13 protein-coding genes are annotated in these 11,601 nt (G+C 71.4%); 8 read left to right on the forward strand and 5 right to left on the reverse strand.

What is annotated here, in order from left to right; all coding sequences use genetic code 11:
• Nucleotides 1-56 precede the first annotated feature (56 nt).
• The gene (locus tag AB1673_03830; protein MEW6153109.1) at nucleotides 57-1,508 is read left to right on the forward strand and encodes a CotH kinase family protein; all 1,452 of its coding nucleotides are present in this window, start codon (nucleotides 57-59) and stop codon (nucleotides 1,506-1,508) included.
• 8 nt (nucleotides 1,509-1,516) lie between these two features.
• Here the strand turns inward: AB1673_03830 and AB1673_03835 are convergent, their stop codons facing one another.
• On the reverse strand, nucleotides 1,517-2,059 hold the full coding sequence (locus AB1673_03835) for a nuclear transport factor 2 family protein (protein MEW6153110.1): 543 nt from the start codon (nucleotides 2,057-2,059) through the stop codon (nucleotides 1,517-1,519).
• A 69-nt stretch (nucleotides 2,060-2,128) separates the two neighbouring features.
• On the opposite strand from AB1673_03835, the gene AB1673_03840 reads away from it, so the two are divergent.
• The 7 genes from AB1673_03840 to AB1673_03870 all read left to right on the forward strand — a co-directional run bounded on the left by AB1673_03840 (nucleotide 2,129) and on the right by AB1673_03870 (nucleotide 7,228).
• Nucleotides 2,129-2,782: a hypothetical protein gene (locus AB1673_03840; GenBank protein MEW6153111.1), complete on the forward strand. Its 654-nt coding sequence runs from the start codon at nucleotides 2,129-2,131 to the stop codon at nucleotides 2,780-2,782.
• Nucleotides 2,783-2,976: 194 nt separating this feature from the next.
• Entirely contained in the window at nucleotides 2,977-3,915 is a 939-nt protein-coding gene (locus tag AB1673_03845) for an ATP-binding cassette domain-containing protein (GenBank protein ID MEW6153112.1), read from the forward strand.
• Nucleotides 3,912-4,700, forward strand: a complete 789-nt coding sequence (locus AB1673_03850; GenBank protein MEW6153113.1) for an ABC transporter permease subunit — start codon at nucleotides 3,912-3,914, stop codon at nucleotides 4,698-4,700. The genes AB1673_03845 and AB1673_03850 overlap by 4 nt, the downstream gene beginning before the upstream one ends.
• Nucleotides 4,701-4,721: 21 nt before the next feature.
• A complete protein-coding gene (locus AB1673_03855; protein ID MEW6153114.1) occupies nucleotides 4,722-5,867 on the forward strand; it encodes a sensor histidine kinase in 1,146 nt (381 codons plus the stop codon).
• Nucleotides 5,864-6,550, forward strand: a complete 687-nt coding sequence (locus tag AB1673_03860; GenBank protein ID MEW6153115.1) for a response regulator transcription factor — start codon at nucleotides 5,864-5,866, stop codon at nucleotides 6,548-6,550. Before AB1673_03855 ends, AB1673_03860 begins: the two co-directional genes overlap by 4 nt.
• Nucleotides 6,551-6,620: 70 nt before the next feature.
• Entirely contained in the window at nucleotides 6,621-6,839 is a 219-nt protein-coding gene (locus AB1673_03865; protein MEW6153116.1) for an AbrB/MazE/SpoVT family DNA-binding domain-containing protein, read from the forward strand.
• On the forward strand, nucleotides 6,836-7,228 hold the full coding sequence (locus AB1673_03870; GenBank protein MEW6153117.1) for a type II toxin-antitoxin system VapC family toxin: 393 nt from the start codon (nucleotides 6,836-6,838) through the stop codon (nucleotides 7,226-7,228). The genes AB1673_03865 and AB1673_03870 overlap by 4 nt, the downstream gene beginning before the upstream one ends.
• Before the next feature lie 88 nt (nucleotides 7,229-7,316).
• Here the strand turns inward: AB1673_03870 and AB1673_03875 are convergent, their stop codons facing one another.
• Genes AB1673_03875 through AB1673_03890 form a run of 4 tightly spaced genes read right to left on the reverse strand, consistent with a single transcriptional unit; the run spans nucleotide 7,317 to nucleotide 11,580 of the window.
• Complete coding sequence (locus tag AB1673_03875; protein ID MEW6153118.1) at nucleotides 7,317-8,753, reverse strand: dyp-type peroxidase; 1,437 nt, start codon at nucleotides 8,751-8,753, stop codon at nucleotides 7,317-7,319.
• Nucleotides 8,750-9,361 carry a hypothetical protein gene (locus AB1673_03880; protein ID MEW6153119.1) on the reverse strand — a complete coding sequence of 204 codons (612 nt, stop codon included), beginning with the start codon at nucleotides 9,359-9,361 and terminating at the stop codon, nucleotides 8,750-8,752. Before AB1673_03880 ends, AB1673_03875 begins: the two co-directional genes overlap by 4 nt.
• Nucleotides 9,358-9,975: a hypothetical protein gene (locus AB1673_03885; GenBank protein ID MEW6153120.1), complete on the reverse strand. Its 618-nt coding sequence runs from the start codon at nucleotides 9,973-9,975 to the stop codon at nucleotides 9,358-9,360. Before AB1673_03885 ends, AB1673_03880 begins: the two co-directional genes overlap by 4 nt.
• A 24-nt stretch (nucleotides 9,976-9,999) precedes the next feature.
• The gene (locus AB1673_03890; GenBank protein ID MEW6153121.1) at nucleotides 10,000-11,580 is read right to left on the reverse strand and encodes an amidase family protein; all 1,581 of its coding nucleotides are present in this window, start codon (nucleotides 11,578-11,580) and stop codon (nucleotides 10,000-10,002) included.
• Between the last annotated feature and the right edge of the window lie 21 nt (nucleotides 11,581-11,601).

The raw sequence follows: 11,601 nt of genomic DNA on the forward strand, positions 1-11,601 counted from the left end.
GCCAGTTCCCAGGCTGCTGCGATGGGCCTCCGAGGGCGGCGCGGTGGGATCTGACCATGACCAGCCCTCTGTTCCCTGGTGCACGACCTGGTGGGCTTCCCGCTCCTGCCCGCTTGCGGTGGCCCGCCTGGATCGCCGTCCCCACGCTGGCGGTGACCCTGGCCGGGGCGTGTAGCCCGGTGAAGGTCAGCCCGGCGTCGTCACCAGGAGTGGTGGCCGACCGGGCGGTCGTCGCCACCGGCGACCTTTTCGACGCGTCGACGGTGCGGGACATCGACGTCGTGTTCGACGCCGGCGACTACGGGGCCATGGTCGAGGCCTACTCGGCCACCGGCGACAAGAAGTGGGTCGAGGCCACCGTGACCATCGACGGCGTCACCTTCGAGCGAGCCGGCATGCGTCTCAAGGGCAACTCGTCGCTGCGGGGCCTCACCCGGGCGGGCCGGGCGGCTGCCGGGGAGGAGGCTGGGACCGCAGGACCGGCTGAACCGAGCACGCTGCCTTGGCTCATCCGACTCGACCGCAATGTCGCCGGCCAGAACTACGGGGGCATCAGCGAACTGGTCGTGAGGGCCAACGGCAGCCGGACGTCGCTCAACGAGGCCGTGGCCCTCGAACTGATCGGGTTGGCGGGGGTGCCAACCCAGCGGGCGGTGGCGGCCCGCTTTAGCGTGAACGGCTCTGGCGAAGTGCTGCGCCTGGTGGTCGAGCACCCCGACGACACGTGGCGGGACGCGTCGTTCGGCGGCGACGGCGTCCTCTACAAGGCCGAGAGCACCGGCGACTACAGCTACCGGGGCACCGACCCGGCGGCCTACGAGAACGTGTTCGACCAGGAGACGGGCAGCGAGGACGACCTCGGGCCGCTGATCGCGTTCTTGGACTTCGTCAACAACAGCTCGGACGCAGCGTTCGCCTCCGAGCTCGACCGCCACCTCGACGTGGCCGGGTTCGCCCGCTACCTGGCCGTGCAGGAACTGGTCGCCAACTGGGACGACATCGACGGGCCGGGCAACAATTCCTATCTCCACTACGACCCTGCTACCGGGCGTATGTCGGTCGTCTCGTGGGACCTCAACCTCGCCTTCGGCGTGTCCCCGGGCGGCGGGGGCGGCGGGGCTGGCCCCGGCGCGGCGGGCCCCGGCGGGGGCGGGGCCGGTCCTGGCGGGGAACCTGGCATCGGTCTTGGCCCTGGCCCGGGAGCCGGTGGTCCCGGTGGACGCGGGCCGGCCGGCCCTGGCGCCGGGGCGCCGGGGGGTCGCGGGGGCGGGCCGGGCGGGCGTTCGAACGTGCTGGTGCAGCGGTTCATGGCCACCTCCCCGTTCCTGGCCCTTTACCAGCAGGCGGTGGCCGAACTGAGGGCCGAGCTCTACGGCGACGGCACCGCCTCGGCGGTGCTGGACAGGTGGGTATCGGTTCTGTCCTCAGGTGCTGGCGACCTGGTGACGGCCGAGGTCGTGACCGCCGAGGCGGCGGCGATCTCCGCCTACTTCCGCCCCACGGTCTGAACCAGGTGTCAGTGCGGTTCGGTGGGGGCGGTGTAGCCGCCGAAAGCCCGTTTCATGGTGCGGGTCGCGCCCAGGGCGATGCGGGGGAGCGACGCCACGATCTTGCCGTAGCGCTTCTGGCGGGCGAACAGCTTGGGGGCCGACGCCCACCAGATGTCGTTGATCATCTGCTGGTCCCACTCGAACAGCCAGTACTCGTGGATCTTGCCGCCGCCCACCCGCAGCAGGCCGGTGGCCCGGCCCGGGAGCCACTTGCCGGCGACCACCTTGATCCGGTAGCTGAGCACCACGGCGTCGTAGCTGCCGTCGGGGGTGGAGGCCAGCGCCCGCAGCTTGCCGTCGAACAGTTCCTGGCCGAGGCTGGTGACGGTTTCGTAGAGGCCGCACACCTCCTCGACGCCGTGGTAGTCACCCGACAGGTAGTGCTGGCCCGGGTAGTGGAAGACGGCGTCGTCGGCGATGATGGGCCGCAGCAAGGGAATGTTGCCGGTGATGGTGGCCTCCCAGTACTGGCGGAGGACCTCTTCGTTGGAAGGGCTGTTGTCGCTCACGGTGGCCTTTCCTCTCGTCCCGCAACGATCCCCGGCAGCCTACCCAGCCCAGCCGGTAGCCTCCCCTGGGTGAGCGCCGCCCGCCGGCCCCGCGACCGGACGACCGCCGTCGTAGTGGCCTTCATCGTGGCCAAGAGCGTTCTGGCCAGCCGCCAGGCCAAAGACCTGGTCGAGCGCCGCCTGGGGGCCCGGGCCCGCAACGGTCTCTACCGGCCCCTCTACATCCTGTTCTCGGGGGTGGGGGCGGTGCTGATCGTGCGCAAGGTGTACCAGGGGCCCCACCGGGTGCTCTACGAGGTGCGCCCGCCGTTCTCGTGGCTCATGCGAGCCGGCCAGGCGGCGTGCGTGGTGGCCACCATGGAGGCCACCCGGGTCATCGGCCCGGGTTTCTTCGGGGCGCCTCAGCTCAAGGCCTTCGTGGGCGGGGGCGACCCCGTCGCCGAACCCGAGGCCCAGGGGCCGGGCCTCGAACCCGACGGGGAGCTGTCGAGCCGCACCGTCTTCGGCCTGACCCGCCACCCCAACAACTGGTTCCCGACCTCGATCTTCCTGCTGGAACCGAAGATGACCGACAAGCGGGCCGCGTTCTGCGCGCTGGTGGCCCTGCACGGCCTGGTGGGCTCGGTCCACGAGGAGTACCGCCTGAAGCGGGCCTACGGCGACGCCCCTTACCGGCGGTACATGGGCAAGGCCCCCTTCCTCTTCGGCCGCCGCCGCCCCTAGACGGGCGGCACCAGCCTACGAACGACGCGGACCGCGTCGCCGCTGGCCACTCGGGCGCTCTGTCGCGCCCGAGTGGCGTCCCGTACCGCCGTTCCGTGCCAGCAAGCCGTGCAGGGCTGCGTACTGCGTAGGTCGTAGCGGGCGACTGCGCCAGGAGGATTCGCCGAAGGTCGGTCCTTCGTACCGTCGAGGTCGTGATCGAGGTTTCGAGGGTGACGAAGCGCTACGGGCGGACCGTGGCTGTACGGGACCTGTCCTTCATGGTGCATCCCGGACAGGTGACCGGGTTCCTGGGCCCGAACGGGTCGGGGAAGTCGACGACCATGAGGGTGATCCTCGGCCTGGACGGCCCGACCGCGGGTGAGGCTCGGGTCGCCGGTCGCCGGTACATCGACTTCCGTGCGCCCCTGCGCGAAGTCGGGGCCATGCTGGATGGCCGAGCGGTCCACCCCGGACGCACAGCGCATGACCACTTGCTGGCGTTGGCCAGGTCCAACCGCATCCCCAGGGCGCGGGTGGGCGAGGTGCTGGGCACAGTCGGGCTGTCCGACGTCGCTGGTCGCCGGGCCGGGGGGTTCTCGCTGGGGATGAGCCAGCGGCTTGGGATCGCCGCTGCCCTCTTGGGGGATCCTGGCGTGTTGCTCCTCGACGAGCCGGTCAACGGTCTGGACACCGAGGGGATCCGATGGGCCCGCTCTCTGATGAAGGGACTGGCAGCCGAAGGCCGGACGGTGTTCGTGTCGAGTCACCTGATGAGCGAGATGGAGCTGACCGCCGACCGGCTGGTCGTGATCGGCCGGGGACGGCTCGTCGCCGAGGCCACGGTGTCGGACCTCATTGACGCACACTCCATGAAGGCCACCCTGGTGCGCTCACCGGAGGCAGCTCGCTTGCGGGGTGTCCTCGAGCAGGCTGGCGGCGAGGTGGACCTCGAGCCGAGTGGAGGGTGGCGTGTGCGCGGCCTTGACGCGGCCACGGTTGGCGACTTGGCGCTCGCGAACAGGGTGGTCGTGCACGAGCTGCGGCCGCTGCGGTCCTCGCTCGAGGACGTCTACAGCCAGCTCACCGACAGCAGCGTCGAGTACCGCGCCGAACGCGACGGTGAGGCACGCCGGCACGAGGCCCTTCGATGACCACGGTCGCAAGCGCCAGCCGCTTCGGCACGGGCCGCGCCGGCTTCCGGGAAGCGCTGTGGTCCGAGTGGACCAAGCTGGTCACCCTCCGCTCGACTTGGGCCCTGGTTGCCGTACTCGGGCTCGCCCTGCCCGTCTTGTCGGCGATCGTCTCTGCGACCGGCAGCCTGCAGGACGACGACACGATCCTGGGTGCCAGCCTGCTGGGCGGCGCGGTGCTGGCCCAGGTCCTAGCCGCAGTGCTGGGTGCCGGACTGATCACCAGCGAGTTCAAGACCGGGACGGTCCGCGTCACCCTGGCAGCCTGCCCGCGCCGGTTGGTGGTTCTCGGAGCCAAAGCTGCCGTGGCCGCGGCGATGGCGTTCTCGGTCACCCTCGTCTCCGGCGCGGTCGCCTACGGGATCGGGCTCGTGATGCTCGACCAGGACCGGTACGCGACCGGGGACGCCTGGCCCGCACTGGTGGGCGTGGCCATGGCGATCTCGTCGATCGCGGTTCTGGGCGTCGGCATCGGCACCGTCGTGCGCCACTCGGCTGGCGCGGTGGTCGTCGCCATAGGGGTCGTGCTTCTGCCGGGCCTGCTGGCGCCCGTGCTGGGCAGCTGGCGACGCTGGCTCGGCGGGGCTTCGTTGAACGGGGTGATGCAGAAGCTGACGCAGAGCTCAGACGCAACCCACGACGCGGTCGGCAGCCTCGGGGCGTGGCCGTCGATAGGCGTCGTGGCCGCGTACACGATCGGCTTCGTGCTGGCCGCGGTGTCGGTCCTTCGCAACCGCGACACCTGAGCCGGAGGGCTCGTACCGTTGATGGCTGTGCAGCTGGCAGCTCGCTTCCGATCAGCGTCGCCGCGGGCCGTCGATGCTCTCGTCGTGGCCGCGGTGGCGTTCCCGACGTTCATGGACGCGTGGTGGAACGAGCCGGGCACGCGCCAGGCCGACGCTGCCACCTATCTGCTCGCGGCAACTTCGGTCCTGGCCCTGCTGGTCCGTCGCCGTTGGCCCGTGCCGGTCGCCATCGGCTGCGGGGCGTCACTGTCGGGCCTGTACGTGCTCGGCCACCACGGTGAGCTGTTGAACCTGCCGGCGATGGTCTCCCTCTACACCGTCGCCGTGCAGACCGATCGCCGAGCGGCCGTCGTCACGGCGGTGGTCGCGAGCGCGTGGTCGGGGCTGCTCGGGTTCACCAGCGACGACCCCATCGGCGCCCGCGGTGGGTCGCCGGTGCTCGAGATGATCTGGCCACTCGTCCCGCTCGCGCTGGGCGAAGCCGTCCGGTCGCGCCGGCAGCTCGTCGAGTTCGCAGATGCTGAGCGTGAACGTGAGGCGCAACGCCGGGTCGAGGCAGAACGTCTGCGCATGGCCCGCGAGTTCCACGATGTCGTCGCCCACACCATGGCCGCCGTCAACGTGCAGATGGCTGCCGCAGTCGCCGCCTTTGACACCGATCCCGAGACCGCCCGTCGTGCGTTGCACCAGGCCCGCTCCTCCAGCAAGGCGGCCCTCCAGGAGCTGCGAGCGACGGTCGCGCTCAACCGTGACACCGAACCCATGGCGCCCGCACCCACACTCGAACGAGTCCATGAGCTCGTCGAACCGGCACGGGCCGCAGGCATCGAGGTCGCTTTCCGCGACGAGCACGCAAGAGCCGAGCTCTCCGGCGCAGCCGAGCTCGCCGCCTACCGCGTGGTCCAGGAGGCAATCACCAATGTCGTCCGCCACAGCAACGCCCACCACGTCGCCGTCTCGCTCCGCAGCGAGCCGGAGGGCCTCGTCATCGAGATCACCGACGACGGCCCGAGCGCGGCCTCCGGGCCGCCGGTGAACAGCGGCTTCGGGCTCACCGGCATGGCCGAGCGCGTCCACGCCGTCGGTGGCCGCCTCGAGCACGGACCGACCCCCTCAGGCGGCTACCGCGTGCGTGCCCTCCTGCCCACGACGTCGAGCTCGCTATGACCATCCGCGTGCTGCTCGTCGACGATCAGGCAGTGGTTCGCGCGGGGTTGCGGACGCTGCTCCAGATGGCGGCTGACGTGGTCGTCGTGGGCGAAGCCGCCAGCGGCCGTGAAGCGATCGATCTCGCCCGTCGCTACCGGCCCGACATCGTGCTCATGGACATCCGCATGCCGGACCTCGACGGCATCGAAGCGACCCGCGCCATCGTCGCCGACCCCCACCTAGGGGGCGTTCGCGTGCTCGTGCTCACCACTTTCGAGATCGACGACTACGTGTTCGGAGCGCTGCGCGCTGGTGCGAGCGGCTTCCTCCTCAAGGACCTCGACGCCGACGAGCTCCACGGCGCCGTGCGGACCGTCGCCGCCGGCCAGAGCCTGCTCGACCCCGTAGTCACCCGCCGGGTCATCGAGGAGTTCTCCGGTCGCCATGCCCCAGGCCCGATCGCCCCCGAACGCCTCGACGCTCTGACCGACCGCGAACGAGAGGCCGTGCGGCTCGCCGCCCACGGCCTCAGCAACGACGAGATCGCCACCGAGCTCATCATCAGCCCTCTCACGGCCAAGACCCACCTAAACCGCGCCATGACCAAGCTCGGTGCCCGAGGCCGCGCGCAGCTCGTCATCGTCGCCTACGAGACCGGCCTGGCCCGAGTCGGCGATCGCCGTCAAAGCGGTCAACCCTGAGAAGTCGCTCTTGCCAGGGACGCGACCGCGGCGTGGGCAGGAAGTTATACTGATAGGTATGACTCATCGGGTGGGGCCCAAGGGGCAGGTCGTCATTCCGAAGGAACTGCGCGACGAGCTCGGGATCCAACCCGGTGACGAGGTGAGCTTCTGGCGCCATGGGGACCACGTGGCGGTCCGCCCCGCGAGCCAGCGCCGGCCACTTCGCGGCCGGTTCCGAGGCTCGTCATTGGTCGACGATCTCGCCCGCGAGCGCGAAGCCGACCGCCTGCGCGAGTCGGCCTCGTGACGGTCGTGCTCGACTCCTGGGCGGTCCTGCGCTACCTCGAGGACACCGAGCCCGCGGCGGAGTTGGTAGGCGACCTCCTCGGGGTCGAACGACCATTGATGTCGTGGGTCAACCTCGGCGAAGTCCACTACGTCCTCCGGCGCTCCCAGGGTGAGGACGCTGCCACCGAGACCGTACGTGACCTACGCGACGTCATCGAAGTCCGCCTGCCCGACGAGCACCTCGTGCTCGGCGCCGCACGGGTCAAGGCCGACTATCCCATGGCCTACGCCGACGCCTTTGGAGCCGCTCTGTCCATCGCGCAGGACGCAACGCTGTGGACCGGCGATCCCGAGCTCCTTGTTGAAGGTTCGCCCTGGCACTGGCGCGATCTCCGCGGCTCCCCCTGACCAGGTCGCACGAATGTGGACAGCCGGCGGCGACGGTGGAGCGTATTCGTCCCGTCTCCTCCGTGGCCCGACGCCGGCCGCCTGCTGGTCACCCGCCCGCGGCCAGTGCGCGGAGGGCGGACAGGCTCGGCCTGAACAGGTACTCCCCACCCTTGATGACGCTGAACATGGGCTGGGGGGTGAGGATGAACGGGGGCGAACCCTGCACGGTCATCTTGTTGGTGGAGGTGCCGTCGCCGATCAGGAAGTCCTTGTCGGCCCCTGTGTGCAGGCCGTCACCGTCGTCCACCCACAGGGCCTGGATGGTCTCGAAGCCCCGGGCGATGCTGGCCTGGAAGCAGCGGAAGATGAGGCCCCGCTCGACGCCGTCGTCCTCGGTGACGCCGGCCGGCAGGGGCGGGCCGTAGGGCCGGCCCCGGCGGATGATGCGGTGGCGGTTGGAGAGCTTGCCGCCGAACATGCCGTCGTGGTCGCGGGGGTTGGTGCGCCGGATGTGGGCGCCCAAGGGGCATTTCACGCCCTCGGGGTCGTCCTCGTAGAGGAAGTCGTTGACCCGCTCGGGGTCGTTGGCGATGGCCGGGTCGGGCCGGTCGGGGGACAGGCTCAGCGGCGTGCCGTCGGGCCAGCGCCCGACGACCTTGGCGGCCAGCATCTCCGCCCCGCCCGGGTAGTGCCGGGCGGCCTCGGCGAAGTAGCGGCGGAACCCGGCCACGTCCATATGCATCTTGCGGTAGACCTCGAACGTGGCGTTGCGGTCGAAGGGCGGGGCCGGCGCCTCGGGCAGCCCCCCGTCCTCGTCCTCGTAGCCGAGCACGAACTCGCCGGCGCGGATCGAACGCCAACCCCCACCGGGGACGGGCAGGCCGTCTCCCGGGCGGGCGGCCAGCCCCGACCCCCTGATCGCCGGGCGGGCAATGCCGTCGGCGAACCCGAAGTGGTCGTGCCCGCCGGCCAGCAGGTCGGCCCGCTGGTCGTGGACCACCACCACCGCCCCGCCGGTGGCGTCGATGCCGGCGTGGAGCCAGGCGCACCGTTCGTCGAGGGTCTCGTTGTCGACGGCGTGGATATCGACCTTGACGTGGGCCTCGCCCGTGCCCAGCCCTTCGTCCCAGTTCCCGGGGGCGCTGGGGCCGCGGTCACCGAGCCACTGGTGGCGGGCCGCCATACCCTGGCGGAACTCCTCCGGGAAACTGTCCAGCACCCCCTGGTCGACCCCGAGGGCGGCCAGCCCCGTCCATGTGAACGAGATGTTGAGGGTGGTGGCGGGGACCTCCCGCCACGGTTCGGCGGTCGTCACATGTTCGAGCAGGCTGCCCAGCCATCGGCGAGCCCCGGCCGCGTCGGCCACCCGTACGAACACGTAGGCCGCGTCGGTGTGGCTGTAGCCGTTGATCACGTTGCCCTGGATGTCGGCGACCTCGAGTTCGGGCGCCCCGACGTGGGCCCGGTGGGGCAGGTGGGACCGGGCCAGGCCCGGGGGGTTGGCGGGCGAACCGGCTACGCCCCGGGGCTCGTAGCCGTTCACCGCCGCTCGCCCCGGTGGCCGAACTCGGCCAGGAACTCGCGGTGGAGGGTGGCCGTGTCCATGCCCTGGGCCCGGGCCGCGAACTCGGCTACCCGGGTGCGGGCCTCCAGCCCCTGGCGCACGTCACGCACGGTGGCGTCGGGGTAGTGGCCCAGGAAGTAGTGGTTGTCCACCTGGTTGTGGCGCACCCAGCCCCGGAACGCCCTGGCGTCGTCGGTGCCGGGGTAGCCCACGCAGTGGCGCCACAGGGCGTCGGCTTCGGTCGCCATCTCGGCCACCACGTCGTCGAGGAACTCGTCGAGCCCGCCGTCGAAGCTGGCCGTGAATACCAGGTAAGACGACTGGAGGGGCTCGGGCACCTGGGGATCGCCCTGGTAGACGAGCTCGTCGAGCACGTGCACCCGCGAGCAGTGGAGCTGGCGAAGGCGGGCCAGGGGGCTCTGGCCGCCGTCGCCCCACCCCGCCAGCTCGGCGGCCACCGCCTCGGCCTGGCCGGGCGCGATGGCGGCGAACATCGTGAGCCCGTAGGCCTGGCCCGACACGTTGCCGTCGGCGTGGCGCGCCGCCCGCCGCAGTGCCCCCACTGCCCGGGCCAGCGAGAGGCTCATATGTCCACCTGAACGTCGGTGAGGAACCGTTCGTAGGCCGCCCGGAACTGCTCGGGGCCCATTCGTCCGGCGTCGCGGACGAGCTGGTCGAGGCGCTTGCGTACCCGCAGGCCGGAGTCGACCATACGCACGCTGGCGTCGGGGTAGGCGTGGTAGTAGTGGTTGCCGGGCAGGGCGTTGCGGGCGATCCACCGCTTGAGGGGCTCGGCCGGCGGCGGGCCCGGGAAGGCGAACCCCCGGCCCCAGATGACCCTGATGTCGCGGGGGATCACGTAGGCGAAGGCGTCGATGTACTTCTGCCACGGCGTGTCGAAGTTGCTCTCGAAGAACAGGTACTGGTAGCGCAGCTTGTCGGGGACCTGCGGTGGGCCGTTGTCGGCCAGCTTGGAGAACACCGCCCACCGCACGTAGTAGATGAACCGGAACTGCAGGCTGTGGTTGCGGAAGTAGGAGTGGTAGCGCGACGTCCAGATGATGGCCCGCAGGAAGGTCCCCCACCCCGGGCGGACCGGGGTGAGCATGGTCAGCACCCGGGCGCGGCCCAACTGGTGGCCCCGAGGGGGTGCCGTGGGCTCCTCGGCGGGGGACTGGGCGAGCTGGGGGTCAGCTGGCATGGGACCTGACCGACGGTACCGCGCTCAGCACGGCGGGTCGACGGGGTAGTCGGGCTGGGCCCGGAAGTGGTCCTCCAGGGCGGCCATCACCGCCAGTGCGACGTCGTCGCACCAGTGCCAGGCGGCCACCTGCACGCCCACGGGAAGCCCGGCGCTGCCCTTCTCGGCTCGGCCCGCGGCCCGCTGCACCACGTCGAGGCCGCAACTGCGGTCGCTCTCCTCGCCGGGCCGCACCCGGGTGGCGGCCACCACGCCCGCGGGCATACCGAGCACGTTGAAGCGCACCGAGTAGCTGGTGGTGTCGAACAGCAGCCGGCTCTCGCCGTGGTGGAGGGCGGGCACGGCGTGGGGCGGGCAGATGACGGCCTCGAAGCCGCCCTCCCCGAGCGCGTGCAGGAAGCGGTGCTCCCAGCCGTCCCGCTCGGCCGACAGCCGCCAGAACCGGCGGGTGGACAAGCGCTGGGAGGCCATGATCGTGCGGGCCAGGCGCCGCTGCCCGGCGGCCCGCAAGGCGGCTGCCACGGGCGGCTTCAGGCGGTTGGGTACCGCCGCGATCTGGGCCACCATCCGTATACGGCTGTCGACCTTGTTCCCGGCCAGGTGGGGCTTGGCCCAGGCCAGGCCGTCGGCCATGAGGAACGAGAAGTACAGGCGGGCCGCCATCTCCGGCTCGGGAGGGCTGAACGGCTCGACCACCGCGCCGCGCGCCCGTAGGGCGTCGGCCGCTTCGTGGACGGCCCGGCGGATGGCCGGTGACGCCCCCCAGTAACCGTCGTCGTCGAACATGGCCACCCGCAGCCCCTCGACGGCTACCGGACCGGGTTCCCGCCAGGGGACGGGTGGGATGCGAGGGTCGACCCGTTCCTGGCCGGGCTGGGCCAGTACCCGCATGGCCAGGGCTAGGTCTTCGACGTGGCGGGCCATGGGCCCGGGGTCGAGGGCGATCTGGTTGAAGCCCGGGAAGAACAGCTCGGGCGGCGAGTCGAGGTTGGTCAAACGCCACGACGTCGGCCGGAACCCGGAGATGCCGCAGAAGTGGGCCGGGGTGCGGATGCTGCCGCCCACATCGGCGGCCAGGCCCAGGGGCGAGCCACCGGCGGCGATGATGGCGCCCTCCCCACCGCTGCCCCCGCCCGCGGTGCGGTCGAGGGCCCACGGGTTCGCCGTCCGCCCGAACAGGGGGTTGTCGGCCTCCTGGTAGAAGAGGAACTGGGCGACGTTGGTCTTGCCCATGATGACGGCCCCGGCCTCGCGCAGGCGGGCCAGCAGGGGGCCCTCGTGGCGGGCCACCCGGTCGCGACGGTTGGGCAGCCCGAAGGTGGTGGCCAGGCCGGCCACGTCGAACTGCTCCTTGACCGTCATGGGCACGCCCGCCAGCGGCCCGAGGGCCTCGCCCCGGGCGCGGGCGGCGTCCACGGCCATGGCCTCGGAGCGGGCCTCGGGGTAGCGGCGGGCCACGACCGCCCCCAGGCGCCCGTTGACCTCCTCGATACGGGCGATGTGGGCGTCGACGACCTCGAGGGCCGACAGCTCGCCACTGGCCACCGCCGCGGCCATGGCCGTGGCGCTCAGCTTGGTGATGGCCTGACCGCTCGAAGCCGACACTGGCCCGCTCCTACCCTGTAA

Source organism: Actinomycetota bacterium (assembly GCA_040754375.1).
In the GTDB taxonomy this organism is placed as follows: domain Bacteria; phylum Actinomycetota; class Acidimicrobiia; order Acidimicrobiales; family AC-14; genus JBFMCT01.

Coding starts and splice junctions, on each gene's coding strand:
- AB1673_03830 (MEW6153109.1), top strand. CDS start 57: ATGACCAGCCCTCTGTTCCCTGGTGCACGACCTGGTGGGCTTCCCGCT.
- AB1673_03850 (MEW6153113.1), top strand. CDS start 3,912: ATGACCACGGTCGCAAGCGCCAGCCGCTTCGGCACGGGCCGCGCCGGC.
- AB1673_03855 (MEW6153114.1), top strand. CDS start 4,722: ATGGCTGTGCAGCTGGCAGCTCGCTTCCGATCAGCGTCGCCGCGGGCC.
- AB1673_03860 (MEW6153115.1), top strand. CDS start 5,864: ATGACCATCCGCGTGCTGCTCGTCGACGATCAGGCAGTGGTTCGCGCG.
- AB1673_03880 (MEW6153119.1), bottom strand. CDS start 9,361: ATGAGCCTCTCGCTGGCCCGGGCAGTGGGGGCACTGCGGCGGGCGGCG.
- AB1673_03885 (MEW6153120.1), bottom strand. CDS start 9,975: ATGCCAGCTGACCCCCAGCTCGCCCAGTCCCCCGCCGAGGAGCCCACG.